General features: G+C 74.3%; 29 protein-coding genes, 1 tRNA gene and 1 pseudogene. 21 read left to right on the top strand and 10 right to left on the bottom strand.

Going from position 1 to position 24,185, the window contains the following annotated elements; translation table 11 throughout:
• Window positions 1-125 precede the first annotated feature (125 nt).
• Window positions 126-488: a thioredoxin gene (gene trxA, locus ACFT41_RS10835; RefSeq protein ID WP_377582656.1), complete on the bottom strand. Its 363-nt coding sequence runs from the start codon at window positions 486-488 to the stop codon at window positions 126-128.
• Between the two features lie 550 nt (window positions 489-1,038).
• On the opposite strand from trxA, the gene ACFT41_RS10840 reads away from it, so the two are divergent.
• The 11 genes from ACFT41_RS10840 to ACFT41_RS10890 all read left to right on the top strand — a co-directional run bounded on the left by ACFT41_RS10840 (window position 1,039) and on the right by ACFT41_RS10890 (window position 9,879).
• Window positions 1,039-1,554, top strand: coding sequence for a MaoC family dehydratase (locus ACFT41_RS10840; RefSeq protein ID WP_377582654.1), 516 nt, complete (start codon window positions 1,039-1,041; stop codon window positions 1,552-1,554).
• 101 nt (window positions 1,555-1,655) lie between these two features.
• Window positions 1,656-2,258: a hypothetical protein gene (locus ACFT41_RS10845; protein ID WP_377582652.1), complete on the top strand. Its 603-nt coding sequence runs from the start codon at window positions 1,656-1,658 to the stop codon at window positions 2,256-2,258.
• A 70-nt stretch (window positions 2,259-2,328) separates the two neighbouring features.
• Complete coding sequence (locus ACFT41_RS10850; protein WP_377582650.1) at window positions 2,329-2,952, top strand: TrmH family RNA methyltransferase; 624 nt, start codon at window positions 2,329-2,331, stop codon at window positions 2,950-2,952.
• 286 nt (window positions 2,953-3,238) lie between these two features.
• Window positions 3,239-3,982, top strand: coding sequence for a DUF6758 family protein (locus tag ACFT41_RS10855; RefSeq protein WP_377582648.1), 744 nt, complete (start codon window positions 3,239-3,241; stop codon window positions 3,980-3,982).
• 133 nt (window positions 3,983-4,115) lie between these two features.
• Entirely contained in the window at window positions 4,116-4,274 is a 159-nt protein-coding gene (locus ACFT41_RS10860; RefSeq protein ID WP_165878125.1) for a hypothetical protein, read from the top strand.
• A gap of 6 nt (window positions 4,275-4,280) precedes the next feature.
• Window positions 4,281-5,159, top strand: a complete 879-nt coding sequence (locus ACFT41_RS10865) for a PH domain-containing protein (RefSeq protein WP_377582646.1) — start codon at window positions 4,281-4,283, stop codon at window positions 5,157-5,159.
• Window positions 5,160-5,265: 106 nt separating this feature from the next.
• Complete coding sequence (locus tag ACFT41_RS10870) at window positions 5,266-5,988, top strand: SigE family RNA polymerase sigma factor (RefSeq protein ID WP_377582644.1); 723 nt, start codon at window positions 5,266-5,268, stop codon at window positions 5,986-5,988.
• A 5-nt stretch (window positions 5,989-5,993) separates the two neighbouring features.
• Window positions 5,994-7,277 carry a hypothetical protein gene (locus ACFT41_RS10875; RefSeq protein WP_377582642.1) on the top strand — a complete coding sequence of 428 codons (1,284 nt, stop codon included), beginning with the start codon at window positions 5,994-5,996 and terminating at the stop codon, window positions 7,275-7,277.
• 29 nt (window positions 7,278-7,306) lie between these two features.
• Window positions 7,307-8,188 carry a PHP domain-containing protein gene (locus ACFT41_RS10880; protein ID WP_377582640.1) on the top strand — a complete coding sequence of 294 codons (882 nt, stop codon included), beginning with the start codon at window positions 7,307-7,309 and terminating at the stop codon, window positions 8,186-8,188.
• A 32-nt stretch (window positions 8,189-8,220) separates the two neighbouring features.
• Window positions 8,221-8,835 (top strand): MarC family protein, encoded by a 615-nt coding sequence (locus ACFT41_RS10885; RefSeq protein ID WP_377582638.1) that lies wholly within the window; start codon window positions 8,221-8,223, stop codon window positions 8,833-8,835.
• A 222-nt stretch (window positions 8,836-9,057) separates the two neighbouring features.
• The gene (locus ACFT41_RS10890) at window positions 9,058-9,879 is read left to right on the top strand and encodes a RecB family exonuclease (protein WP_377582738.1); all 822 of its coding nucleotides are present in this window, start codon (window positions 9,058-9,060) and stop codon (window positions 9,877-9,879) included.
• Window positions 9,880-9,914: 35 nt separating this feature from the next.
• On the opposite strand, the gene ACFT41_RS10895 is transcribed toward ACFT41_RS10890, so the two are convergent.
• On the bottom strand, window positions 9,915-10,343 hold the full coding sequence (locus ACFT41_RS10895; protein ID WP_377582636.1) for a Fur family transcriptional regulator: 429 nt from the start codon (window positions 10,341-10,343) through the stop codon (window positions 9,915-9,917).
• A gap of 127 nt (window positions 10,344-10,470) precedes the next feature.
• Between ACFT41_RS10895 and ACFT41_RS10900 the strand changes: the two genes are divergently transcribed.
• Window positions 10,471-10,953 carry a DUF2231 domain-containing protein gene (locus tag ACFT41_RS10900; protein WP_377582634.1) on the top strand — a complete coding sequence of 161 codons (483 nt, stop codon included), beginning with the start codon at window positions 10,471-10,473 and terminating at the stop codon, window positions 10,951-10,953.
• 28 nt (window positions 10,954-10,981) lie between these two features.
• On the opposite strand, the gene ACFT41_RS10905 is transcribed toward ACFT41_RS10900, so the two are convergent.
• Window positions 10,982-11,335: a hypothetical protein gene (locus ACFT41_RS10905; RefSeq protein WP_377582632.1), complete on the bottom strand. Its 354-nt coding sequence runs from the start codon at window positions 11,333-11,335 to the stop codon at window positions 10,982-10,984.
• 65 nt (window positions 11,336-11,400) lie between these two features.
• On the opposite strand from ACFT41_RS10905, the gene ACFT41_RS10910 reads away from it, so the two are divergent.
• Window positions 11,401-11,586: a hypothetical protein gene (locus ACFT41_RS10910; protein WP_074477079.1), complete on the top strand. Its 186-nt coding sequence runs from the start codon at window positions 11,401-11,403 to the stop codon at window positions 11,584-11,586.
• Between the two features lie 80 nt (window positions 11,587-11,666).
• On the opposite strand, the gene ACFT41_RS10915 is transcribed toward ACFT41_RS10910, so the two are convergent.
• From ACFT41_RS10915 to ACFT41_RS10925, 3 genes are all read right to left on the bottom strand, one after another.
• Window positions 11,667-12,179 carry a flagellar biosynthesis protein FlgA gene (locus ACFT41_RS10915; protein ID WP_377582630.1) on the bottom strand — a complete coding sequence of 171 codons (513 nt, stop codon included), beginning with the start codon at window positions 12,177-12,179 and terminating at the stop codon, window positions 11,667-11,669.
• 182 nt (window positions 12,180-12,361) lie between these two features.
• Complete coding sequence (locus tag ACFT41_RS10920; protein WP_377582628.1) at window positions 12,362-12,778, bottom strand: FmdB family zinc ribbon protein; 417 nt, start codon at window positions 12,776-12,778, stop codon at window positions 12,362-12,364.
• Window positions 12,779-12,796: 18 nt separating this feature from the next.
• Complete coding sequence (locus tag ACFT41_RS10925; RefSeq protein WP_377582626.1) at window positions 12,797-13,456, bottom strand: 5-formyltetrahydrofolate cyclo-ligase; 660 nt, start codon at window positions 13,454-13,456, stop codon at window positions 12,797-12,799.
• 110 nt (window positions 13,457-13,566) lie between these two features.
• Here ACFT41_RS10925 and ACFT41_RS10930 point away from each other — a divergent pair, with 110 nt between their 5' ends.
• The 6 genes from ACFT41_RS10930 to ACFT41_RS10955 all read left to right on the top strand — a co-directional run bounded on the left by ACFT41_RS10930 (window position 13,567) and on the right by ACFT41_RS10955 (window position 20,024).
• Window positions 13,567-15,735, top strand: a complete 2,169-nt coding sequence (locus ACFT41_RS10930) for a diguanylate cyclase (RefSeq protein ID WP_377582624.1) — start codon at window positions 13,567-13,569, stop codon at window positions 15,733-15,735.
• Between the two features lie 9 nt (window positions 15,736-15,744).
• Window positions 15,745-16,746 carry a UTP--glucose-1-phosphate uridylyltransferase gene (locus ACFT41_RS10935; protein ID WP_377582622.1) on the top strand — a complete coding sequence of 334 codons (1,002 nt, stop codon included), beginning with the start codon at window positions 15,745-15,747 and terminating at the stop codon, window positions 16,744-16,746.
• Window positions 16,743-18,056 carry a gephyrin-like molybdotransferase Glp gene (gene glp / locus ACFT41_RS10940; protein WP_377582620.1) on the top strand — a complete coding sequence of 438 codons (1,314 nt, stop codon included), beginning with the start codon at window positions 16,743-16,745 and terminating at the stop codon, window positions 18,054-18,056. Before ACFT41_RS10935 ends, glp begins: the two co-directional genes overlap by 4 nt.
• Before the next feature lie 94 nt (window positions 18,057-18,150).
• Window positions 18,151-18,759 (top strand): GNAT family N-acetyltransferase, encoded by a 609-nt coding sequence (locus ACFT41_RS10945; RefSeq protein WP_377582736.1) that lies wholly within the window; start codon window positions 18,151-18,153, stop codon window positions 18,757-18,759.
• Window positions 18,760-18,938: 179 nt separating this feature from the next.
• Window positions 18,939-19,736 carry a hypothetical protein gene (locus ACFT41_RS10950; protein WP_377582618.1) on the top strand — a complete coding sequence of 266 codons (798 nt, stop codon included), beginning with the start codon at window positions 18,939-18,941 and terminating at the stop codon, window positions 19,734-19,736.
• A 214-nt stretch (window positions 19,737-19,950) separates the two neighbouring features.
• A tRNA-Ala gene (locus ACFT41_RS10955) sits at window positions 19,951-20,024 on the top strand.
• 180 nt (window positions 20,025-20,204) lie between these two features.
• On the opposite strand, the gene ACFT41_RS10960 is transcribed toward ACFT41_RS10955, so the two are convergent.
• The 3 genes from ACFT41_RS10960 to ACFT41_RS10970 form a co-directional block, all read right to left on the bottom strand.
• The gene (locus ACFT41_RS10960; protein WP_377582616.1) at window positions 20,205-20,714 is read right to left on the bottom strand and encodes a DUF664 domain-containing protein; all 510 of its coding nucleotides are present in this window, start codon (window positions 20,712-20,714) and stop codon (window positions 20,205-20,207) included.
• Window positions 20,715-20,761: 47 nt separating this feature from the next.
• Complete coding sequence (locus ACFT41_RS10965) at window positions 20,762-21,520, bottom strand: class I SAM-dependent methyltransferase (protein ID WP_377582614.1); 759 nt, start codon at window positions 21,518-21,520, stop codon at window positions 20,762-20,764.
• Window positions 21,521-21,658: 138 nt separating this feature from the next.
• Window positions 21,659-21,982, bottom strand: coding sequence for a hypothetical protein (locus tag ACFT41_RS10970; protein ID WP_377582612.1), 324 nt, complete (start codon window positions 21,980-21,982; stop codon window positions 21,659-21,661).
• A gap of 631 nt (window positions 21,983-22,613) precedes the next feature.
• Between ACFT41_RS10970 and ACFT41_RS10975 the strand changes: the two are divergent.
• A pseudogene (locus tag ACFT41_RS10975) lies at window positions 22,614-22,826 on the top strand (murein hydrolase activator EnvC family protein); the annotation flags it as partial.
• 88 nt (window positions 22,827-22,914) lie between these two features.
• Window positions 22,915-23,190 carry a hypothetical protein gene (locus tag ACFT41_RS10980; protein ID WP_377582750.1) on the top strand — a complete coding sequence of 92 codons (276 nt, stop codon included), beginning with the start codon at window positions 22,915-22,917 and terminating at the stop codon, window positions 23,188-23,190.
• A 57-nt stretch (window positions 23,191-23,247) separates the two neighbouring features.
• Here the strand turns inward: ACFT41_RS10980 and ACFT41_RS10985 are convergent, their stop codons facing one another.
• Window positions 23,248-24,102 (bottom strand): hypothetical protein, encoded by an 855-nt coding sequence (locus tag ACFT41_RS10985; protein WP_377582610.1) that lies wholly within the window; start codon window positions 24,100-24,102, stop codon window positions 23,248-23,250.
• Window positions 24,103-24,185: the final 83 nt, after the last annotated feature.

The following is a 24,185-nucleotide window of genomic DNA, read 5'->3' on the forward strand; positions in this document are numbered from 1 at the left end:
GTCCCTCCGTCGGACGGCGTGCCCCGGCCGTACCGGTGACGTAGGGCGGTGCCGCCGCGGCGGCCGGGCCCCGGTGTGGGGGCCCGGCCGGCCGGCTGGCGTGGGCTCGGTAGCGCCCGGCGCGCTCAGTGCTTGTGCTCGGCCAGCTTCTTGCGGACGTCGTCCATGTCGAGGCCCTGGACCTGCTCGATGAGGTTCTCCAGGGCCGACTCGGGCAGCGCCCCCGGCTGGGCGAAGACGATCACGCCGTCCCGGATCGCCATGATCGTCGGGATCGAGCGGATGTCGAACTTCGCGCCGAGCTCCTGCTGGGCCTCGGTGTCGACCTTGCCGAAGACGATCTCCGGGTGCTTGCCGGAGGAGCGCTCGTAGACCGGGGCGAACCGCTTGCACGGGCCGCACCACTCGGCCCAGAAGTCGACGAGGACGATGCCGTCGCCGGCCGTCACCTCGTCGAAGTTCGCCGTGGTCAGCTCAACGGTTGCCATGTGGACTCTCCGATCACCGCGGAATCACGTACGCCTCCTGGAACCAGGACGGAGCCCGTCGAATTCCCGGGCGTCCGCCTCCGAAACTCGGCGAGGGTCGGGGACGGGGTGCCATCGTATCGATTCATATCTGTTGCTGGCGTCCTTGCCGGGTGCACATGCATGACGCATTTGCGTGACCGGACGTGATGGGAGCGTTTCCACAGGTGGGCGCCCAGATTGCTGATCAACTTCGATGATCTGATGCCTGACTAGCGCCGATTCGACCTGCGGAGATCGCTCCCACACTTCATGATCGTCACTCTTCGTATTGTTACGAAAGGATAAATGTGACGTCGGTCTCTGTTGGTCGGGCCTCGGCGTGGGGCAGAATCTTCCCCATCAGAGCGTGGGCGGCGGGTGCCGGGGAGGGCCCCGCCGCTCATTGCGTCTCCCCCCGGGTGCGCCGCCGGTGTGACATTTCCTCGGCCGCCCGCGCCCCCGGCGTCGCCTTAACCCTCGATAAGGCATGCTGGCCCGAACTCCGTCGCCCCCCCGTGAAGGGACACCGATGCAGTTCGGCCGCTACTACGAGGAGTTCGAGGTCGGCGCGGTCTACCGGCACTGGCCGGGCAAGACCGTCACCGAGTACGACGACCACCTCTTCTGCCTGCTCACCATGAACCACCACCCCCTGCACCTCGACGCGCACTACGCCGAGTCGGCGAGCCAGTTCGGCCGCAACGTGGTGGTCGGCAACTACGTCTACTCCCTGCTGCTCGGCCTCTCCGTGCCCGACGTCAGCGGCAAGGCCATCGCGAACCTGGAGGTCGAGTCCCTGCGGCACGTCGCCCCGACCTTCCACGGCGACACCATCTACGGCGAGACCACCGTCCTGGACAAGCGCGAGTCCGAGTCGAAGCCCGACCGGGGCGTCGTGTCGGTGGAGACCCGCGGCTACAAGCAGGACGGCACCATGGTCTGCGTCTTCCGCCGCCGGGTCATGGTCCCCAAGCGGGCGTACGCGGCCACGACCGTGCCCGAGGGCGTCGACCCGGAGCGGCCCAGCTTCCCCGAGCCGCGCTGACCCCTCCCGCACGCCGCCGGCCCCCGGCCCCTTGCCGCGCGGTTGCCGGGAAGGGGCCCGACCGCGTCGTACGGGGTCATATGCTGACGCCGGAGGTCCCCATGAGCCACTCCGTCGCCGGAGAGCCGCCCTCTGCCGGCCGCCGCGCCGCACCGCTGACCACCGCCGCCTACTCCGCCGCCGAGTGGGGCCTGCTGACCGGCCTTCCCGGCCGGGTGCTCGTGGCCGCCGCCGCGCCCGCCCCCGGCGACCCGTCCCGGGGCGTCGCCGCCGGGCTGGCCGGCCTCGACGCCGTGGCCGCCGGGCGAGCCTCCGACAGCGACCTGGTCCGCGCCGTGGTCGCCGCCATCTACGCCCGGGACGACGCGACCGGCTACGCCCGGGACGACGCGACCGGCTACGCCCGGGACGACGCGACCGGCTATGCCCGGGACGGCGGGGTCAGCTACGCCCGGGACGGCGGGTCGGCCGACGCGGCCGACCGGTGCACCGGCCCGGTCGACCTGCTGACCGCCTGCCGGGCCACGGTCCGGGTGCTGCACCGGCGGGCCGATCCCGCCGACTCGGCCGCGTACCGGCAGTGGGTGCAGTCGGTGGCGGCCCGGGTCCGCCGGGCCACCGCCGGGGCCCCGGCGGGCGCGGCTGCCACGCCGGACGACCGGAGCTTCCTGGACCGGCTCGGCGGTGCCCTCGACCTGTGTTGACCTGGCCCGACCCGGCGGCTGCCTCCGCGCCGCACCCGGCGGTTCGGGGCGGCCGTATCCTCTGCAGACTGTGACCGGTGATCAGCTCGACGTCGGCGTGGGACCGTGGGCCGGCGACGCCCCGGACGACCCGCGGTACGACCCGGAGCTGCTCGCCGAGGGCGACCGGCGCAACGTCGTGGACCGGTACCGGTACTGGCGGCGGGAGGCCGTGGTGGCCGACCTCGACCGGCGCCGGCACGACTTCCACGTGGCGATCGAGAACTGGCAGCACGACCTCAACATCGGCACCGTGGTCCGCAACGCCAACGCCTTCCTCGCCGCCGAGGTGCACATTGTCGGGCGGCGACGGTGGAACCGGCGGGGCGCCATGGTGACCGACCGGTACCAGCACGTCCGGCACCACGAGACGATCGAGGATTTCGCCGCCTGGGCGGCAGGCCGGGACCTGCCGGTGGTGGGCATCGACAACCTGCCCGGCTCCCGGCCGCTGGAGACGACGAGCCTGCCGCGCCGCTGCGCGCTGATCTTCGGCCAGGAGGGTCCGGGACTGTCCGACGCCGCCCGGGCGGCCTGCGACCAGCTCTACTCGATCGCCCAGTACGGCTCCACCCGGTCGATCAACGCCGGGGTGGCCAGCGGCATCGCCATGCACGCCTGGATCCGCGCCCACGCCGGCCCGCCGCCGTCCTGACCCGCCGCCGTCCTGGCCCGCCCGCCCCGCCAGCGGGCCTGCCCCGCCCGTCTGCCCCGCCCGTCTGCCCCGCCCGGTCGGATCGTGCCGCCATGTCGGCGACATAGCGGTGTCCCGGGCGCCGGATCGCCCGATGTCGGCGACATGGCGGGCCGGTCGGCGGGGTGGCGGGGCCGGTCGGCGGGGTGGCGGGGTCGCCGGCGCACGGCGTGGCGGGGCCGGCCGCCTCCCGAACCAGGTCAGGCGGGCGTGGCGGGGTGCCGGCGCACCGCGACGCGCCGGGGAAATGGCCGCTCCACTTGACTGTGGGTCGAGCCGGGGCGACGGTGGAAACGTGAGTGTCGCGGTGAGTTGCCCCAGGTGTGGTGGATCCGTCCGGGAGCCGGGCCTGATGCACACGGAGTGGCGCTGCCCGCGCTGCAGTCCGGTGCCGCCGCTGCACGTGCCCGAGCACATCGGCGCGGAGATCGTGGCCAGCGTGGTGGGCCGGGTCGCCGCCGCCGGGTCCGCCCAGGGCCCCGCCACGCCGGTCTGGTGTCCGTGGCCGCTGCCGCCCGGCTGGACCCTCACCGGCGTGGCGTACGCCGGGGACGAGCGCAGCGGCGTGCGCGCCACCGCCGTGGCCTTCGCCGGGCCCGAGCCGCTCGGTGGCGGCCCGGCCGACCTGGTGTTCGTGGCCGAGGAGCCGGGCGTCGGGCTGGGCACCCGGTTCGCCGGCATGGCCGGTCCCGACCCGGGCCCGCAACTCGCCGAGGCGCTGGATGATCCGGGCCCCGGGCATCCGGGGCATGTCGGGCAGGCCAGGATCCGTGTCGCCGGCCACCCGACTCCACTATGGCTCGTGAATTCTCCGACGGATCGAAGCGCGTACGCCGGCGAGGCTCGGGGATTGTGGCTTCATGCGATAGCCTGGCCAGCGAGCGCGGGACATCTGCTCGCCGAGGACGTGGAGCTGCACGACCTCACAGAGTGGACGCCGTCCGAGCTCGTGTACGGCGCTCCGTCTCCATACCTGCACGGGAAGGCCTGACGAGCCGACTGGCTTGGAAAGTCTCCCGTTCTGTCGGAGAACGGACGCAGAGATTCACTGTACGACACCTTACTGATACTCTGGGTGCCGCTGCGGTAAACGGACCCGGCGCCGCGCGAGAGGATGGCCCGCCATGGTCAAGAAGGTCCTCACCTGGGCCGGTATCGCATTCTTGATCTTCTTTGTTGCGTACCGGCCGAACTCCGCCGCAGACGTCTTCAAGTCGATCGGCGGCGGCATCATGGACATCGCCCAGGGGTTCGGCGACTTCTTCACCAGCCTCATCGCCTAACCGCCGATGGGCAGCCCCTCCGGTCCGCCGTTCGACCCCGACGACCCCGACCGGGAGCGCCGGGACCGAGACACGGAGCCGATCCCCCGGGTCCGGCCCGACGACGTGCCGGGCCCCGGCCAGGGGCCGGGATTCTCCGACGGCCCGCCCTTCTCCGACGACGCCGGCTACGGCGACGGCCCCTTCGCGGGCCAGGCGCGTTCCGGGCGGGCCTGGGTCCGTGACCCGGAGGCCGACTACCAGCCGCCGCAGATCTCCGAAGAGGAGCTCGCCGGGCTGCGGGTCGACGCCTCCGGGATGCCGCTCGGCCCCCGACGGGTTCTGCCGCTGGAGGACGAGCCCAGCTCACTGGTGGCGCGCTACCTCTTCCCCACCGAGCGCTACCGGGGAGAGTGGAAGCGGCACTGGATCCACCTGACCACGCCGATCCTGGTGGGCATCGGGGCGACCTTCGTCCTCGGCTACCTCTCCGGCTTCCTCGCCGGGCGGGACGTGGGCGCGCTGACCACCATCGCGGTGCTGCTCTGGTTCGCCGTGATGGGCTGGGTGGCCTGGAAGGTCGCCGACTGGTGGTACGACCGGTTCATCCTGACCAACAAGCGGGTCATGGTGGTCAACGGCATCATCACCCGCAAGGTGGCGATGATGCCGCTCGCCCGGGTCACCGACATGAAATACGAGCAGAGCCCCACCGGTCGCGCCCTCAACTACGGCACGTTCGTGCTGGAGTCCGCCGGCCAGGACCAGGCGCTCCGTGAGATCAAGAACCTGCCCAACCCGAACGAGCTCTACCTGCGCGTCGTCGAGGAGATGTACGAGCCGCAGGCGGTCGAGGCCCGGCTGGGCAAGGAGGCGGACGAGGCCAAGGCCGACGACGGGGCGTGACGCTTTCCGTCCGAACATCGGAGAAACGCCGCACCTTCCGCCGTCGCCCCGTCCTGCCCCGGCATGACAACCTGCCTTGCAGGCACGGGGGTGCGGGAGGTGAGTGGTGGCCGCAAGAGACCCGCTGGAGGAGGAGTTCCGCGAGTTCGTCGCGGCCCGCTCCGGTGCGCTGCTGCGCACCGCGTACCTCCTCACCGGAGACTGGGCCACGGCCGAGGACCTGCTCCAGACGGCGCTGACCAAGACGTACCTGGCCTGCAAGCGGCTCGGCGGCATCGAGGCGATCGAGCCGTACGCCCGCCGCGTCATGGTCAACACGTCGACGAGCTGGTGGCGGCGACGCTGGCACGGTGAGCGGCCGACCGAGGTGTTGCCCGAACGGGCCGGGGTCGACGAGATCGAGCAGCAGCTCGACCGGGACGTGCTGTGGCGGCAGCTCAGGGCGCTGCCCAGCCGGCAGCGGGCGGTGCTGGTGCTGCGCTTCTACGAGGACATGTCGGAGGCGCAGACCGCCGCGCTGCTGGAGATATCCCCGGGCACGGTGAAGAGCCAGACCTCCCGGGCGCTGGCCACCCTGCGCCGACGGCTGGGCGCACAGGCGGCCCTCGACCTGACCGACGCTGCGGCGGAGCCGAGGCCCGACGGGCGGGCGGGCAACCGGTCCGACATCCGGGCCCGGCCGCGGCCCGCCGACGCCGCCCGCACCCGGCCCGACCGGCAGGCCGCCCCGGCCGCGCCCCGTCCGGCCCCGGCCGCGCCCCGTCCGGCCCCGGCCGGTGGCGCCCCGCGCGCGGTGCCGGCCGAGGCCATCGGCGCGGAGCGGAGGTGAGTGGGGTGGCCGGTCCCGGTGACAACCGGACGCCCGTTCCCGCGCGTCCAACAGTCGTGACGGCGGACGAGCTGGAGCGCGCGGTCCGGGAGACCCTCTTCCGGCAGGCCGCCGCGCCGCTTCCGTGCACCGTTGACCCGGCCGGCCTGGCCATCCGGCGGGCCACCCGGACCCGCCGTCGCCGGGTCCTCACCGGCACCGCCCTGGCCGGGGTGGCCACGGTGCTGGTCAGCGCCGGCGTGGTGCAGCTCAGCCCGCAGGCGGGCCAGCCCACCACGCCGACCGTGGTGCTCGGCGACCCGCGCGACGCCGCCTGGCCGGCCCCGGAACCGGTGCCGAGCCCGTCGGGCGGATCGCCCCGACCGGCCCTCGGGCCGGCCGGCGGCGCGGTGGACCTGGTCGTCGACGGCACCCTGTACACCACCGGGAACACGAACATCCCTCTCGGGGTGGCCGACGCCGACCGGGCGCAGCGCGTACCGGACAGGGGTGGTTGGCTGGTGGTGGGCGCGCCCACCGTCGCCGGCCGGGCCCTGCTGTCCGTGCACCGCGACGGCAGCACGCGGGTGCTGCTCGCCGGCGCGGAGGCGATCGCCGTCGCCCCCGACGGCGGCCAGGTGGCCTGGCGCGACGGCGACCGGCTCTCCCTCGCCGGGATCGTCGGCGACAAGCTCGTCGCGGTCGCCGGCACGGCGGCACCCGGCGCGGCCGTCCCGGTCGGCTTCGCCGGCAACTCCGTCCTGGTGCGCCGCGATCCGGCCCGATCCGGGTACGCGCTCTGGCACCCGGCCACGGGCGGGCTCCCCACCGACGGCTGGCGCGACGTGCTCGCCGTACACGGGGCGCTGCCGGACGGCCGGCTCGTCGGCCTGGTCACCGCCGGCACGCCCCGACGCCCCTGCCTGGCGTTGCTCGACCCCGCCCGGGCTCTGGCGACGATCCGTACGGCCTGCGGGCCGGCCCTCAGCTCCGACGGGCTCGGCGGGGTCTCCGCCGACGGCCGCTGGCTGCTGCTGAACGGCCGCACCGGCTCGTCCGGCGCCATCGGGGCGCTCCTGGTCGACCTCGCCACCCTCGACGGCACGCCGGTCGCCAGCCCAGCCGGCCCGACGCTGGCCGGCGCGGTGTCCTGGACGCCGGCGGGCACCGCCTGGTATGTGGACGCCCGGGGCGGGCTGGTGCCGGTGCGGCCCGACCGCGTGGTCGCCGGCGAGCAGGCCGCCGCCAGCCCGGTTGCCGGCATCGAGCCGGCCGCCCGGCCGGTCGTCGTCACCGGCCCGGCCCCCTGACCGGCCGACGTCACCGATAGCGTCGGGCGATGACCCCGCCCCCGGTGCCGGCCGCCGCCCGGATCGACCTGCACGCCCACTCGACGGCCAGCGACGGCACCCTCACGCCGGCCGAGCTGGTCCGGGCCGCCGCCGACGCCGGCCTGGACGCGCTGGCGATCACCGACCACGACACCACCGCCGGGTGGGCGCCCGCCGTGGCCGCGCTGCCCCCCGGGCTCACCCTGGTCCGGGGCGCGGAGCTCTCGTGCCGTTGGCACGGCGCGGACCCGCCGGTGGCGCTGCACCTGCTCGCGTACCTCTTCGACCCGGCGGAGCCGGAGCTGGGCGCGGAACTGGCGCGGGTGCGGGCCGCCCGCGAGGTGCGCGGGGAACGGATCGTCGCGCTGCTGCGCGCCGACGGCGTCGAGCTGAGCTGGTCGCAGATTTTGGCCGGGGCGGGCGGGGGGACGGTGGGCCGCCCGCACATCGCCCAGGCGCTGATCCGCGCCGGGCTTGTGGCCACCACCACCGAGGCGTTCGGGCCCCAGTGGCTGGGCGAACGGTACCGGCTGCCGAAGGACGACATCGACGTGTTCCGGGCGGTCCGGCTGGTGCGGGGCGCCGGCGGCGTCCCCGTCTTCGCCCACCCGAAGGCGAGCCGGCGGGGCCGGATCGTGCCCGACGAGCTGATCGTCGAGCTGGCGGCAGCCGGGCTCGCCGGCCTGGAGGCCGACCACGAGGACCACACCCCGGCCGAGCGGGCGCACGTCCGAGCGCTCGCCGCCGAGCTGGGTCTGTTCGTCACCGGCTCGTCGGACTTCCACGGCACGCACAAGACCGTCCGGCTGGGCGCGTTCACCACCTCGCCCGAGGCGTACGGGCGGATCGTGGCCGAGGCCACCGGCGTGACCCCCGTCGCTTCGGCCTGATCCGCCTCCACCTGCGCGGCTACCCTCTCCGGGTGGATCTGAAGCTCTTCGGTGAGGTCTTCGTGACCCTGCTGGTCATCGTCGACCCGCCGGGCATGATGCCGATCTTCCTCGCGCTCACCGGCCCCCTGCCCGCCCGGGACCGCAACCAGGCCGCCTGGCAGGCGGTTGCCCTGGCGCTCGGGGTGATCGTGGTCTTCGCCGTGGCCGGGCAGACCCTGCTCGCGTACCTGCACGTCGACCTGCCGGCGCTCCAGGCGGCCGGCGGGCTGCTGCTGATCCTCGTCGCCCTGGAGCTGCTGACCGGCAAGGCCGACGACCCCACCCAGCAGGCCACCTCCAACATCGCCCTGGTGCCGCTGGGCACCCCGCTGCTGGCCGGGCCGGGCGCGATCGTGGCGACCATGCTCTTCGTCCAGCAGGCCGACCGGGCGCTCGACTACGGCGCCATCGCCGCGGCCATCGTGGCGGTGATGCTCACCGTCTGGGTGGTGCTGCGCTTCTCCGGCGGGATCGTCAAGATCCTGCGCCCGGGCGGGATCGAGGTGCTCACCCGGATCGCCGGCCTGCTGCTCGCCGCGATCGCGGTGCAGCTCATCGCCGACGCCATCGCGGCCTTCGTCACCCAATACACGACCACGACCTGAGCCCCGTGCGCGGGCGCGCCTGATCCGGCGGCGCGACCCGCCGACCGGGTCGGCCCGGCTGTCGTACCGGGGTGGCAGGATCGCGGGGTGCGACCAGCCTCCTCATCCGGCCGGCCCGCCGGTCGACCCGCCGCCGGGGCGGGCCGGGCCCCGCGCCCCCGCGCCGGCCAGCCCGCCCAGTCCCGCCAGGCCGCCCAGCCCGAGCAGCTCGGCTTCGACGGCATGCCGGAGCGGCTGTTCGTCTGCACCCCCAGCAAGCTCGGCGCGTACGCCGACTGCCCCCGCCGCTACCGCTACTCGTACGTGGACCGGCCCGCGCCGCCGAAGGGCCCGCCGTGGGCCCACAACTCGCTCGGTGCGAGTGTGCACAACGCCCTGAAGAACTGGTATGCCCTGCCCGTCGCCCGTCGCCGCGCCGAGGCGCTGGCCGGGCTGCTGCGGGGCACCTGGGTGCGCGACGGGTTCCGCGACGACGAGCAGGAGCGCGACGCGTACCGGCGGGCGCTGGCCTGGCTGGAGTCCTACGTCGAGACGCTGGATCCGCAGGCCGACCCGGTCGGCGTCGAGCGGGTGGTGGCGGTCAGGACGGCGGTGCTGGCGTTCAACGGGCGCACCGACCGCATCGACTCCCGCCAAGGCGAGAGCGGGCCGGAGCTGGTCATCGTCGACTACAAGACCGGCCGCATGGGGCTGGACGCCGACGACGCGCGCGGCTCGCAGGCGCTGGCCCTCTACGCGTACGCCGCCGAGCGGGTGTTCCGCCGGCCGTGCCGCCGGGTCGAGCTGCACCACCTGCCCAGCGGCACGGTCGCGGCCCACGAGCACACCGCCGAGTCGCTGGCCCGGCAGGTCACCCGCGCCGAGGAGACGGCGCGGGACATCATGGCCGCCGAGCGGGCCGTCGCCGACGGGTCGGACCCGGACGACGCCTTCCCGGCCGAGCCCGGGCCGCGCTGCGGCTGGTGCGACTACCGCCGCACCTGCCCGACGGGCTTGCAGACCCCGGGCAAGGACCCCTGGGCGGCGATGGACCGTCGCGACTGACCCTGAGGGCCAGGCGGGCGGCGGGACGGCGGCTGTCAGTCGTCGGCGCGGCGGCGGGCCTGGCAGGCGGGGCAGAGCCCCCAGAAGGTGACCTCCGCCTCGTCCACCTCGAAGCCGTGGGCGATGTTCGGGTCGAGGCAGGGCCGCTCGCCGACCGCGCAGTCGATGTCGGCGATCTCGCCGCAGCCCCGGCAGACCACGTGGTGGTGGTTGTCGCCGGCCCGCGCCTCGTACCGGGCGGGACTGCCGGCCGGCTCGATCCGGCGGGACAACCCGGCGCGGGACAGCGCGCCGAGGACGTCGTACACGGCCTGGGTGGAGACGGAGTCGAGGCGTTCCCGCACCCGCCGGGTGATCTCGTCGACCTCCAGATGGCCGCCGGCGGCGAGGACGTCCAGCACGGCGAGACGCGGCCGGGTGACCCGCAGGCCCCTCGACCGCAGCAGTTCCTCGCCACCGGACATGAGGTCAATGACAGCACGGGGGGCGCCGGCCGACAAGCGAGCGCCTGACCAGGGTGGCCCGGGCCACACCCCCCTGAGGTGGGCGTACGCTGACGCCGCAGGGACCGCGTCCACGTCGGAGGTGTCGGTGTTCAGGGAGATCAACGGGCTGCCAAGCCACATCCTGGTGATTCACGCGGCGGTGGTGTTCGTGCCGCTGCTCGCGCTGCTGGCCAGCGCGTACGGGCTGGTGCCGAGGTGGCGTCCCCGGCTGGGCTGGGCGGTGGCCGGCCTCGCGGTGCTGACCCCGGTCGTCACCTTGGTGTCGGACCAGACGGGCGAGGCCCTGGAGGAGGCGTTCGAGGAGAAGGGCTTCGACCCGGCCCTGCTCGCGCAGATCCATGAGCATTCCGAGTACGCGGAGATGCTGGTCTTGTTCACCGTAGGGCTCGCCGTGGCCACCATCGCCCTGCTGCTGGTGACCCGCAACGGCGACCGGGTCTCCCGGCTGCCGTCCTGGGTGCCCCTGCTGCTGACGGTGGTGGTGGTCGTGCTGGGCGTGGCCTCGCTGGTCTACGTCTTCCTCACCGGCGACTCCGGCGCCGAGGCGGCCTGGGGCAAGGTGCTCTGAGCCGACGCGGCCGGGCGGACGGCGCGGGTCAGCGGAACGCCCGGGAGCAGAGCAGGCAGAGCAGGGCCAGCAGCACCACTCCGGCGACCGCGCCGAGGCCCCAGGTGACGTGCTGGGCCCGCTGCTCGACCGCGTCCAGCCCGGCCATGTCCTGCGGTGGCAGCAGGCGGGGTGGCGCGGCCTGCACGTGCAGCGGGGGACGCCAGCCGGGCGGCGGCGGGGTGGTGGGCGGTGGCCCGCCGTACCTGGTCGACAGGTCGACGCCCACCGGGCCGGGGCCCGGTGGGCGCGGCATCTGGCCGTCGGTCGCGCCGCCGCCGGCCGGGTCCGGCGGGCGGCGCCAGTAGTCGTCCTCGGGGCGGTCACCGCTGGGCGTGGTCACGCCGAACGACGCTACCAACCGTCCGGCCGGGTGGCCGGCCGGACGCGGCCGGAACCCGGGTAGTCTTGCCGCTCGTGAGCATCGACCCGGGGGCGCAGGCGCGCGGCGACGACGACCGCGCCGTCGACCTGAGTGAGGACTTCGTGGTGCTGCCCGAGCAGACGGCCGACGACACGGACCGGGGCTGGGGCGAGACGTCCGGCGGCAACGACGACTGGCTGCTCGCCGAACGCCCGCCGCACTGGAGCTGACCGCCGGCCGCTCGGCCGAGGACTGCCGTTGACCGAGGAGAGGTCCACGCCGTGCTCGCCGGCCACCCGTCCCTGGCCGTTCACCCCCGCACCACGATCGCGAAGCGGCTGCCCTCCGGGAGCCCGACGGCGCGTTGCGCCTGCTCCGGCCGCAGTGCCAGGTAGAGCGCCGAGGAGCCGTCCGTCGTGCCGGCCCCGACCACGTCGAGCACCAACGCGCGGGGTGCCAGCAGGTCGGCCTCGCCGCCCTGCCGGCCGGCAGGCACGGCGAGCAGGTCGACCCGGGCCCCCGGCCGGACGACCGCGAGCGCGGCCGGCTCGGCCAGCCGGATCGGCACCCCGACCGCCCCGTCGGGCAGCGGCAGGGCGGACGGCGGCGCGCCGGGGCCGGGAGTCGCCCCGGTGGGCGGCGCGGCCGGGCCGGGGGAGCGGTGGCCGGCCGGTGGCAGGCAGCCGGACGGCGTCTGCAGGACCGCCGCGGCGAGCCCGAGGAGGACGGCGACCAGCGTGGCGCGCAGCAGCGTCGCCCGCCCCGGCAGGCGGGGCCGGCGCATCGGCCGCAGTGATCCGGTGTCCGCCCCGGCGTTTCCCATCCGGCCCTCCCGCCCGCCCGGCGCCACGGTGGCGCCGGGAACAGCAGGTTAGGCCGCGCGGGGTGCGTCCCGCCCGGGTCGGGGCGGGACCTGTGGACAACCGGGCCGCCTGTGGACAACTCCCGACCGACCCGATGATCTGCTAAGGCGCGCGGTCAGGAGGCGCCTGCCAAGGCGCGCGGTCAGGAGGCGCTGGAACCGCTCGCCGCGGGTGCCTTGGCCGCGCCGCCCGAGGAGGACGTGCCCGAGGAGCCCGACGACCCGGTCGAGCCCGAGGACCCCGACGATGCCGAGGACCCGGCCGACGAACCGCCCGACGTGCTCGACGAGCCGGAGTCGCCGCCGGTGGACGAGTCCGACCCGGCCGGCTTGCTCGAGCCGTTCTTGGCCGCGTCCGAGCCGGAGCGGGAGTCGGTGCGGTAGAAGCCCGAGCCCTTGAAGACGATGCCGACGGAGTTGAACACCTTGCGCAGCCGCCCCGCACACGCCGGGCACTCGGTCAGCGGCTCGTCAGAGAAGGACTGCACCGCCTCGAGCTGCTGGCCGCACTCGGTGCAGGCGTACTGGTACGTGGGCACGGTCTCCTCCGGATCTGGCACGGCCGGTTGGCACTCGACTCATTCGAGTGCCAATGGTGCGTCATCGGACCCGGGTTCGTCCAGCGGAAGTGCCGGGACCGACACGGAGTCGCCCCTCAGCGTACGCAGCCCGCCGGCGGGGCTCACCACCGCGCGGACGGGCCGGTCGTGCGGCTCGGCGGGCAGGCGTGCGACCAACTCGCCGTCGTGCAGCAGGGCCACCGTCAGGGCATCCGGGCCGACCCGGGCCAGCACCCTGTCGTAGCTGCCGCCGCCGCGCCCCAGCCGCCGCCCGCGCCGGTCCACCGCCAGGGCGGGCACCACCACCAGCCGCGCGCCGGCGACCGCCGCCCGGCCGAGCCGGGGACCCGTCGGCTCCCGCAGGCCCCGGCCGGCCGCGACCAGGCAGCCCGGCCCGGTGTACGCCGCCCAGTCCAGGTCGAGGTCGGCGCGGAGCACCGGCAGCAGCAGCTCGCCACCCGGCGGCAGCGCGGCGCGCAGCGCCTCCGGCAGCTCCGGTCCGCCCGGCTCGGAGCCGACAGGGACGTACCCGGTGATCCGGGCAGGGCGCAGCCGGCGTACCAGATCGGTCAGCACGGCCCGGACGCGCGCCGCGGCCTCCGCCCGCGCCGGGGCGGGCAGCGCGCGGCGGCGGGCGAGCAGCTCCACGCGGGCCTGCCGCTTCGCCTCGTGGGTCACTTCCGCTTCATCAGAAAAATCCGGCACGCAACACTCCTGACGCAACGTTTGTCTCACGGTCGCACTGTGTCAGCATCGCTACATCGGGCGCGGAACTTCCGGGGGGAGCGTTGACGCTACGCGGGCGGTTGACGGCGGCCTTCCTCGCGGTGGTGCTCGGCCCGGTCCTGCTCGGGGCGTTCTTCGTCGGCCTGACCATGACGGCCGTCGACCGCAACCGCGCAACCGAGCGGCTCGGCCTGGCCGCCGTGACCGTGCGTACCTCGGTCGACGCCCTCTGCCAGCAGCTGCGCGCGGCGGCCGACGCGGTCGCCTTGGTCCCCGACGCGGCGGGGCGGGCGGGCACGGCCGGGCAGGTCGTCAGCCGGGGCCTCGCCGCCGCGGTGCTGGTCACCGACGTGACCGGCGTCCCGACGTACGCCACCCCGGATGCCCCCGTCCAGCCCTGGCGGGACTGCGGTGCCGCCGATCCGGCCACCGGCCCGGTCGGTGCGCTCGCCGCCCGGGTGGCGCTGCGCGACCGGGCCGGCGGCGACCTGGGCGCGGTCGTCGCCGCCCAGCCGGTCGACCCGGGCCTCGTCGCCCGGCTGGCGGCGGTCACCGGCGTCGCGGTCACCCTCCTCGACGGCGCGTCCGGCTCCGTCGGGGTCGCGCACAGCACCGAGGCCCCGGCCGTACGCGACGGGGTGCTCGCCGCCGCGCGCCGGACCGCCGGCAACGAGGTCACCGGGACCGGCGGCGGCCGGTACGTGCGCCGGATCCTCCCCGCGCCGGGCCAGCCGCTGCCGTTGGTGCTCTCCGTCCCCAGCGAGCAGCCCCCCGATCTGTACGCGGCACTGGTCGGCGCGGTGCTGCTGGCCGGGCTGCTGGCGGTGGCCGCCGCCTGGCGGCTGGCCCGGGTCACCACCCGCCCGCTGGTGGAGCTGGCCGGCGCGGCGGACCGGGTGGCCCACGGCGACCTCGCCACCCGGGTGCCGGTGCGCAGCCGCGACGAGCTGGGCCGGCTGGCCGGCGCGTTCAACCGGATGACCCGGGAGACCGGCATCTACGTGCAGGCGCTCACCAGCAGCCGGGACCAGCTCCGCGGCCACCTCGCCGTGCTCGGCGACACCCTGGCCAGCACCCACGACCTGCAACGCATCCTGCGGGTCATCCTGCACAGCGCGATCGCGGCCACCGGGGCCCGGGCCGGGGCGGTGCTGCTGGCCGACGGGGGCGTGCTGGTCGGCCGGTGCGCCGAGGGACTCGACGGGCGCTGGCCGCCCCACGCCGGGGCGGAGCCGGAGGTCGCCGGCGCGGCCGGCCTGCGGGTGCCGGTCGGCGGCGGGATCGTCGGCGCGGTGGCGGCCACCGGTCAGCCGCTTCGGGGGCGGGCCGACCCGGCGGCGGAGGCGGATGGGGAGCCGCGCTGCGAGACGTACGTCGCGGTGCCCTTCGCCGCCCCCGGCGGACCGGCCGACCCGGCGGCCCGGCCCGGCGCGGACCCGGGCGGCCCCGGCGGCCCGGCGGCGGCGCTCGGCGTGCTGGTGCTCTACGACCGGCTCGGCGGGGACGAGTTCGACGACGCCGACCTGGACACCCTGCGGACCTTCGCCGGGCACGCGGCGGTGGCGGTGGACAACGTGCGGGTGCACGAGGAGGCCCAGCGGTTGTCGCTGACCGACCCGCTGACCGGGCTGTGGAACTACCGCTACCTGCGCGAGTCGATCCGCCGCGAGGTGGAGCGGGCCAGCCGCTTCGGCCGGATGCTGAGCGTCCTCGCCCTGGACCTGGACCGGTTCAAGGAGGTCAACGACACCTGGGGGCACGCCGCCGGGGACGCCGTGCTCGTCGAGTTCGCCCGTCGGGTGCGGGGTGAGATCCGCGAGGTGGACCTGGCCTTCCGCCAGGGCGGGGAGGAGTTCGTGGTGCTGCTGCCGGAGACCGACGCGCGGGGCGCGGCGATCGTCGCCGAGCGGCTCGGCGCGGCGACCCGGGACGCCCCCGTCCCGGTGGACTCGGGCGGCGGGGCGCGCATCCGGGTGACCGTCTCCGTCGGCATCGCCGTCTATCCGGATCACGCGTCCACCGGCCAGCAGGTCCTCGACGCGGCCGACGACGCCCTGTACGCGGCGAAGGCGGCGGGCCGGGACACCTGGCGGCTGGCCGAGGCGCGGCCCTGGCCGCCGGTGGAGGAGCTCGCCGTGCCGGCCGGTTCGGTCAGCCCCGCCGACGGCCTGCCCCGGGCCGGCGGCGCGTCTTCCGGTCCTCACCCGTCGCAGCACGGCCGTGGCCGATAGTCTCGCGACATGTCGGAGCACTCAGCGAACCCCTCAGCGGCCACCGCAACCGGTCGTTCCCGCGCGGTCAAGGCCGTCATCCCGGCCGCCGGCCTGGCCACCCGGTTCCTGCCGGCCACCAAGGCGGTGCCCAAGGAGCTGCTGCCGGTCGTCGACCGGCCGGTCCTGCAGTACATCGTCGAGGAGGCGACCCAGGCCGGCATCGGCGACGTGCTGCTGATCACCGGGCGTGGCAAGACATCGATGGTGGACCACTTCGACCGCCGGCCCGACCTGGAGGCCCGGCTGGAGTCCAAGGGCGACACCGAGCGGCTGGCCGCGGTGCGTGGCCCCAGCGAGCTGGCCGAGATCTACACCTGCCGGCAGCCGGAGCAGCTCGGCCTCGGCCACGCCGTCGGGTACGCCGAGTCGCACGTCGGCGACCAGCCCTTCGCGGTGCTGCTCGGCGACGAGTTCGTCAAGCCGTCCGAGCCGCTGCTGCCGGCGATGCTGGAGCTCCAGGCCCGCACCGGCGGCATCGTGCTGGCCTTCTTCGAGGTCGACCCGGCCGAGACCAAGCGGTACGGCATCGCCTCCGTCGCACCCGCCGAGCCGGAACTGACCGACGTCGGCGAGGTCGTGAAGGTCACCGGCATGGTGGAGAAGCCCAGCCCGGAGGCTGCCCCCAGCAACCTCGCCGTCCTCGGCCGGTACGTGCTGCCGGGGCGGATCTTCGACGCGATCCGGCGCACCGAGCCGGGCAGCGGCGGCGAGATCCAGCTCACCGACGCGATGGAGCTGCTGCGCACCGAGGGCGTGCCGGTGCATGCGATCGTCTACCGGGGCACCCGCTACGACACCGGCATGCCACTGGGCTACCTCCAGACCGTGGTGCAGATCGCCTGCGAACGCGACGACCTCGGCGCGGAGTTCCGCACGTGGCTCACCGAGTTCGTCAACAACGGCGACGAGACCGTCACCGAGGCGATCCTCAACGGCATGCGCGACGGGTCGGGCGGTCCTAATACATGACCGCGACGGCCGACGCCGAGGCGGCCGCGAACGAGTTGACGCCGCTCGCCGACTACCTGGGCAGCGTGCTGCGCAGGTTACGCGCGCTGCCTCCGCTCGACCTCGACCTCACCCAGGCACACGGCAACGTCCTCGCCGAGGACGTCGTCGCGCCGCACTCCTACCCGGCCTTCGACCAGGCGGCCGTCGACGGGTACGCGGCGCGCTGGGACGACCTGTCCGGCGCGGGCCGGGCGGCGGGCGGATACTCCGGTCGCTCCGGCCCGCCCGGGTCCCGCACCGTGCGGCTCAACGTGGTCGGCGACCTCGGCGCGGCGAGCTGGCGGCCGGTCCGGCTCACCCCGGGGGCCTGCTTCTCGGTGGCCGCCGGCGCGCCGCTGCCGATCACCGCCGACGTGGTGGTGCCGGTGGAGTGGACCGACCAGGGCATGGCCGCCGTGGAGATATTCCGCACCCCCAAGCGGGGGTACGGGGTGCGCCGCGCCGGTGAGGAACTGCCGGCCGGCACCCTGCTCGCCCGCGCCGGCACGTACGTCTCCCCGGCCCTGGTCGCCGTCTTCGCCGCCACCGGCATCGGGCACGTGGTGGTGCGGCCCAGCCCTCGGGTGGTCATCGTGGCCACCGGCGACGAGCTGGTGGACGTGGGCCGGGGCAGCCAGCCCGGCCAGGTGGTGGACGCGAACTCGCACGCCCTGACCGCCGCCGCGGCCGAGGTGGGCGCACTGGCGTACCGGGTGGGGATCTGCGACGACGACCCGGAGGGGCTGCGCGGGCTGCTGGAGGACCAGACCCTGCGCGCCGACCTGATCATCACCACCGGCGGCACCGGCACCGGGCCGGGCGACATGGTGCGCCGCATCCTGTCCCGGCGGGAGGGGGGCCGGGCCGGGCCGGTCACCTTCACCGAGGTGGCCCTCCATCCCGGCACCGCTCTCGGGTTCGGTACGGTCGGCGCCGAGGAGGTGCCGGTGGTCTGTCTTCCCGGCGAGCCCGGCGCGGCGCTGATCGGCTTCGAGGTGCTGGCCCGGCCCGCCATCAACCTGCTGGCCGGGGCCGAGCCCGTGTTCCGGCCGAGCGTGCGCGCGCACCTGCTGGAGACCATCACCTCGCCCGGCGGGCTGCGCGAGTTCCGCCCCGCGCACGTCGCCGAGCGGCGCGGCGGCGGCTACACCGTCCAACCGCTGCCAGGCGGGAAGTTCACCCTGTCCGGCCTGGCCGAGGCCAACGGGCTGATGGTGCTCGGCGAGCGGGTCACCACCGCCGCCGCCGGCTCCACCGTGGACGTCCTCCTGCTGGACCGGCGCCGGTGAGCGCGAGGAGTGAGCTTGCGAGCCCCGCAGTCGCGAGCGGAAGGCTGGCCCGGTGACGTCGTTGTGGTCGGGGCGGTCGCCGGGGTGGCCGGTGGTGCTCGCGGACGGCCCGGTGCTGCTGCGGCCGTACCGGCGCTCGGACGCGGCGGCCTGGGCGGAGGTGCGCCGTGCCAATCGGGCCTGGCTGGCCCCGTGGGAGTCGGCGCTGCCCGGCAACTGGGACGAGCTGAACTCCCCGGCGGCGTTCCGCTGGGTCCACAAGGACCAGCGCCGCTCGGCGCGTACCGGCGAGGGGATGCCGTTCGCGGTCTGCCTGCGTGAGCACGGCGGGGAACGGCTGGTCGGGCACCTCAACATCGGCAGCATCGTCCGGCGGGCGTTCTGCTCGGCGTACGCCGGATACTGGGTGGACTCCCGGGTGGCCGGGCAGGGGGTGATCCCCACCGCGCTGGCGCTCGCCGTGGACCACGCGTTCGGCCCGGGCGGGCTGCACCGCATCGAGGTGAACATCCGGCCGGAGAACAAGCCGTCCCGCAGGGTGGTGGAGAAGCTCGGCTTCCGCGAGGAGTCGTACCACGTGCGTTACATGCATATCGACGGTGCGTGGCGCGACCACATCGGATACGCCATGACCAGCGAGGAAGTGGCCGCCGAGGGCGGCCTGCTGGCCCGCTGGCACCGGCTGCGCGCCACCACGGGGTGAACCGACCCACCCCCGCCTGATCGGCGCGGCGCACAATCATGGTGGTCGGCGGCCCGTAACCTCAAGTAACTGCAAGCTGCGGCAAGCGCTGCCCGACCGCATGATCGACTGCCCGGAACGGGGCCCGTCGAAGATCCTGCGGCCGTACGGCGGTTGCCCCGAACTTGGTGACGGGAGGGGTGAGGGTGCCGACCTCGGTGCTCCTCGCCGTCCTCGCCGCCGCCGGTCTGCTCGCCCTCGCGCCGGCGCTGGTTCGCCGGTACGACGCCACCGAGCGGCTGGTGGCGGAGCGGGCGCAGTCGACGGCGCGGGTACTCCAGCGCCGCCGGCGGCGGCGCACTGTCCCGGGTCGCCGACCGGTCAATCCCTCCCGCGTCTTCGTCGTCACCCTCAGTGAAAACGTGAGTACGGGTGGTTTCGCTGCTCCCGTCTCCGCCCCGCCCGTCCCGGCCCGGCGGCGGGGCCGGCTGCGCGCCGTTCCGCCGGCCGCCAAGTCCCGTCGACGGGCCGCGCCCCGCCGCCGGCCGCACACCCCGGCGATCTACCGCAGGCGCCGGGTGCTCGCCGCGCTGCTGCTGCTCAACGTCGTCGAGCTGATCGGGGTGGCCGTCGTCGGGCCCGGCTTCTGGATCAGCTTCTCGGTGACCGCCACGCTCCTGGTGACGTACGTGGTGCACCTGCGCAAGCGGGCGCTCGCCGAGCGGCGCCGTCGGCGCGCCCACGCCCGGGAGGCCGCGTGGCTGGCCGACAGGCAGGCCGAGGTGCGCCGGGAGCAGGCCCGCCGGGCGGCGGCCCGCCGGGAGGCCCAGCGCCGCCTGGCGGCCCAGCGCGAGGCGGTGCGCCGTACGGCGATGGGCCTGGACCGCCCCGCCGACCTGCCGCCGGCGGCCAGCGGTGGCGGCTCGGTGTCGTACCGGCGGGCGGGCGGGCTGCGGGGCCGTCCGTACCAGTCGGGCCGCACCTCCCACCCGGCCTGACCGCCTTCTGATCGACTCCATGTCGGGGACATAGCGGTATCCCGCCCCGTCGGACCCCACCATGTCGCCGACACGGTGGGCGTCGGCAGGACCCGTGAGCAGGCGCGGGCCGGGTCGGCGGGGTGGATTCGCTTGGCGGGCGGGTGTGCTGTTAGTCTTGTCGCCGGCCCGCCTGGTGCAAGCCAGGTGGGACCGAAGCCGGTTCACCGGCGGAGGGGCTGTGGCGCAGACCGGTAGCGCACCTCGTTCGCATCGAGGGGGTCAGGGGTTCAAATCCCCTCAGCTCCACCCAGTTCAAAGGCCGTTCCCGCCAGTCGGAGACGGCCTTTTCAGTCTTGTGCGGCGATCAGGTGCAGCAGCAAACCAGCAGCGCTGTCGGTGCCCGTGGGGGCGGGGTCCGCTGGTGATCACCAATCCATCCCGGATTCCCCGCTTATCGTCAGGACTCGCCGGAGCGAACCGCAGGACCTACTCGCCGGTGGGGCCGCCCGCGAGCTCGGTGACAATGTCGAGGTGCCCGACATGACGGGCGTACTCCTGCAGGAGATGGAACAACACGCGCTCCAGCGACGCCGGTTGTGCGCCATCCCACCTTGGACCAGGAGCTCCAACCGTCATCAGATCGTTGCTCGCGATCACGGCTCCCGTGCGGACACCCTGTGCACACAGCGCCGCCACCAGACCGTCGCGGGTCTCGTCGGACGCTACGTACCACCTGTCCCCGCACCAGTCTCCCCACGGGTCTCGGACCTCGCGTCCCTGGAATCCCCACTCGATCCAGCGCAGCTCGACGTAACGCAGGTGCTTGAGTAGCTCAAGCGGCGTCCACCCCGACGGAATCCTGCTGCGGCGCAGCTCGCTAGCGGGCAGTGCGGAGACCTTCGCCACCACCATCCCTCGGAAGTAGTCGAGGTATCGCAGGAACACCTCGCTTCGACCGGCTGCTGGAGCCGTCGGTTCGGGGAACGCCATCGCCATCCCCACATCGTCCACCACTCCCACGGAGGTGGTTGGGGTGAGCCACGCTAGCGCCGTTCGAGCGTGAGCAGCGGCTCGGACAGCGGGGGCGACGGCGCGTCGGGGTCGGCGGCCACGGTCTCCTCGATGCTGCGGAGGCCGGCTTCCGCCTCGTCGGGGTCGAGCTGGGCGAAGAACGAGAGGGCGCGCAGGCGCAGCCGTTCGAGCATCTCGGCGCGGGTGCCGTCGGACGGCTGGGTGACCGTGCCGAAGCCGGTGACGCGCCACTCGGCCGCCGTGAACATCGCGATGACCTCGTGCAGCGGCTGGAACTGCGCGAGGTCCGCTTCGAGGCCGCGTGGGAAGTGGCCAAGCCACCAGGGCTCGGGGTGGTGGTCGCTGAAGTTGCCGCGCAGCAGCAGCCGCCCGGCCGGCCTGAGGACCCTGGCCAGTTCCCGGGCCGCTCGGGGCTTGTCCTGAACGTGGTGCCAGGACAGGAACATGAGCGCGTAGTCGGCGCTGCTCGACGGCACGGGCAGGTCCTCGGCGGAGCCCGCCAGGTAGCGCACGTCGGGATGCGGGGACTGCGCCTGCGCGACCGCGCGCATGCGGACCGACGGCTCGATCCCGGTGACCGGCCCGAAGGCTCGCGCCAGCGCGGGGGTGAACCTGCCGGTCCCTGACCCGACGTCCAGCCCCACGAGCGGGCGCCGCTCGGGCAGCGCGGCTGCGAAGGCGCTCATCCACGCCCCCAACTGCTGCTCGGTGAGCGCCCGGCCGCGGGCGTAGTGCTGGTGCTGCTCCGTGTCGTAGTCGACCCGCCTCATCCGCCGCTCCCTCACCCGTCGAGCCAGTGTCCGATGTATCGTATCGATATATCGTTAAGATGCTGGGCGCGCACGAGAAGGTCATGCGCAGCAACGGCGGTGAGCGCACCACCTTGACAGCCGATCCCCGATGGGGAATCAGAGGTAGGCGATCTCGCTGAAGGTGAGCGGGATGAAGCTGGTGGGGCCGCCGTAGGTCCAGGTGATGTAGGCGTCCGCGCCGGTCCGGTACTCGCCGGAGACCCGGGGATATTCGGTGTCGGCGCTCGCGGTGGTGGTGCTGTAGCTCGTGTGGGTGTTGTACGTGACCTGGCTGCTGTAGCGGAACAGGGCGACCTCGACCTGGATCGCGTACACGGGCTGGGTGCACCGCACGGTCGCGATGCCTTCCTCGCCGCCGCCGTACGGGCCGCCGTAGTAGACGAAGGGCTTGTACGGGGTCAGCGTGCAGGTGATGTCCAATGCGCCCACCTTTGCCGTCGCGGTGATCGATCCGCGTGCGGCGGTGGATTGCGTCGAATAGGTCGTGGCTCCGGCGGAAAGGGAAGAGGAGCGGCCCGCAGCCTGGCTCGGGCTGGCCGCCGCGAGCAGTGCGGCCGAGACGGCGACCGCTGTCAGGGCGGCGAGGGCTCGGGGCTGCCAGCGTGGACGTACTCTCGTCATTGCACGCGTCCTTTTTGTGCGTCGTGATCGAGCAGGTCGGTTGTTGCTGGATCGAGTAGTCGGCAATTCGCCGAACTCGATTGGTCAGAGTCTCGCAGGGGCCCGACTTCCGCGCAAGATTGCGGTCCTGTCCGTCGATCCGAGTGTCGCAATTCCGTCCGAATGAATTGGCGGAATGTCCGATCGCGTTTGCCGTTCCTGGGAAAAGCTTCGTCGGTATTGCGCGCATTGCAATTCCCGTGGTGCTGCCGGCCGGCATGCGCATGTGATCGACGTCCTTCGACCTCATCGTCCAGTCTGGAGGGAGTCCCCCGATGGCGGGTTCGCTCGCCCGGCTCCTCACGTCGGCCTGCTGGCACTGGCCACCGCCGCCGCCTCGACGCTCGCGTTCGTGGCCACCTACTACGGCCACGACGACTACGACATCGACATGACCTTCACCGGCGGCGCGAGCAGTGGCCGGCCGATCCTCGCCTCCTACGGCGGCACCGTCACGTTCGCCGGCTGGGGGAACAGCGGCGGCTGGTACGTGACGATCGATCACGGTGGCGGTTGGCGGACCGTCTACCTGCACATGATCGAATCGCCCATGGTCGGTGCCGGGCAGTGGGTGTCGACCGGCCAGCGGATCGGCCGGGTCGGCAGCACGGGGTGCCCTCCGGCAGCACCTCCGACGGCAGCCCGTCCACCGGTCCCTGAACGTCTCCGGCCCCGCCTCGCCGGCTCGGAACATGACCAGCCAGAACTGCGGGCAGGTCGCCGCCAACCGTCAGGTGTACGAGTCCGGCAGCCACAGCGGCTGGCAGATGCTCCCGGTCAACAGCATCGCCGGTTCGGCCACCGTGTCGATGGTCGTCAACGGCAACAAGCTGCTCCACCCGGTCAACGACGGCCGGGTGTACGAGGCGTCCAGCGACACCGCCTGGCGCAACCTCAACTCCGGCGTCCGTGGCACGGCCGTCTCGGCGACGGGCCTCGACGGCGTGAAGATCCTCTACACGATCTGACGCCCGCCCCCGCCCGGGCCGACGGCCGGGGCCGCCATCGGCGGCCCCGGCCTCGGGTCAGCTACCGCAGATGCCGTACGCGCTGAGGCTCCAGGTGCCCGCGAAGCCGTCGGCGTCCTCGTCCGCCCGTACCCGCACGGTGGTGCCCGGGACGATGTTGATCCCGGTGAGCAGCACCTGACCGTTGCCGGCGTTGATGTCCGCGCCCGCGCTGTAGAGCGCCTTGCCGGCCGGGCACACCTTCAGGTGGCTGCTGGACGAGTTGCTTGCGCCCGCTCCCGTCAGCACGATCCGCTCCAGCCCGGCGGGCGCGTTGGCGCAGACCGCGATGGCGGTGGCGCTCCAGCCGGCCGGCGAGGTGCCCTGCACCGCGACCGCCCGGACGGTCACCGACGTCAGGTCGGACGACGGCACCACCTGGTCGAGCATGACGTCGCCTAGCCCGCTGTTGATCCGCCCACCCATCCCGATGACCTTCTTCGTCCCGCAGCTCGCCGTGACGTACTGCGTCCCGACCGCCCCGGTCGCCGCCACGACCTGGTAACCGGCCGGCGGGGTGACGCACTGGGCGAGGCCCTGGAGCCCCCAGTCCCCGGCGAAGTTCACCGGACCCGCCTCCCGCATCGTCGCGAAGAATCCGGTGCCGTTCGACAGCGGCTCCAGCCGGTCCAGCCCGACGTGTCCTTCGGCCGACGAGCCGGCGGTGAGGAACCCGCCGCCCCCGGTGACCACCTTGCCGGTCGGGCACGCCGCGAACGCCGACTTGTCCGCGCTGCTCTCGGCCGCCGACTGGGTGACCGTCTCCAGCCCCGCCGGGTCCGCCGAGGCCGGTGCCGCCCAGCCCATGGTGGCCAGCACCGCTGCCGTCGACACGACGGCCGTCAGCGTGCCCCGTCCCCTGGTAACTCGCATGTCGCTCTCCCTGTCCACCGCGCGGTCGGCGCTGTGCCGGCCGGCCTCCCGCCGGACCCGTGGCGCCGACGGCTGAGGAGAGC

The organism is Micromonospora sp. NPDC057141 (assembly GCF_042670805.1).
Taxonomy (GTDB): Bacteria; Actinomycetota; Actinomycetes; order Mycobacteriales; family Micromonosporaceae; genus Micromonospora.

Excerpts from the sequence above, each read along its gene's own strand:
- ACFT41_RS10840 (WP_377582654.1), top strand. The coding sequence starts at position 1,039 with ATGCAGTTCGGCCGCTACTACGAGGAGTTCGAGGTCGGCGCGGTCTAC.
- ACFT41_RS10960 (WP_377582616.1), bottom strand. The coding sequence starts at position 20,714 with ATGGCGATGGCGTTCCCCGAACCGACGGCTCCAGCAGCCGGTCGAAGC.
- ACFT41_RS10935 (WP_377582622.1), top strand. The coding sequence starts at position 15,745 with ATGTCGGAGCACTCAGCGAACCCCTCAGCGGCCACCGCAACCGGTCGT.
- ACFT41_RS10895 (WP_377582636.1), bottom strand. The coding sequence starts at position 10,343 with ATGTCCGGTGGCGAGGAACTGCTGCGGTCGAGGGGCCTGCGGGTCACC.
- ACFT41_RS10965 (WP_377582614.1), bottom strand. The coding sequence starts at position 21,520 with ATGAGGCGGGTCGACTACGACACGGAGCAGCACCAGCACTACGCCCGC.
- trxA (WP_377582656.1), bottom strand. The coding sequence starts at position 488 with ATGGCAACCGTTGAGCTGACCACGGCGAACTTCGACGAGGTGACGGCC.
- ACFT41_RS10855 (WP_377582648.1), top strand. The coding sequence starts at position 3,239 with ATGGCCGCTCCACTTGACTGTGGGTCGAGCCGGGGCGACGGTGGAAAC.
- glp (WP_377582620.1), top strand. The coding sequence starts at position 16,743 with ATGACCGCGACGGCCGACGCCGAGGCGGCCGCGAACGAGTTGACGCCG.
- ACFT41_RS10985 (WP_377582610.1), bottom strand. The coding sequence starts at position 24,102 with ATGCGAGTTACCAGGGGACGGGGCACGCTGACGGCCGTCGTGTCGACG.
- ACFT41_RS10845 (WP_377582652.1), top strand. The coding sequence starts at position 1,656 with ATGAGCCACTCCGTCGCCGGAGAGCCGCCCTCTGCCGGCCGCCGCGCC.
- ACFT41_RS10880 (WP_377582640.1), top strand. The coding sequence starts at position 7,307 with ATGACCCCGCCCCCGGTGCCGGCCGCCGCCCGGATCGACCTGCACGCC.
- ACFT41_RS10860 (WP_165878125.1), top strand. The coding sequence starts at position 4,116 with ATGGTCAAGAAGGTCCTCACCTGGGCCGGTATCGCATTCTTGATCTTC.
- ACFT41_RS10980 (WP_377582750.1), top strand. The coding sequence starts at position 22,915 with ATGACCAGCCAGAACTGCGGGCAGGTCGCCGCCAACCGTCAGGTGTAC.
- ACFT41_RS10915 (WP_377582630.1), bottom strand. The coding sequence starts at position 12,179 with ATGGGAAACGCCGGGGCGGACACCGGATCACTGCGGCCGATGCGCCGG.
- ACFT41_RS10890 (WP_377582738.1), top strand. The coding sequence starts at position 9,058 with ATGCCGGAGCGGCTGTTCGTCTGCACCCCCAGCAAGCTCGGCGCGTAC.
- ACFT41_RS10865 (WP_377582646.1), top strand. The coding sequence starts at position 4,281 with ATGGGCAGCCCCTCCGGTCCGCCGTTCGACCCCGACGACCCCGACCGG.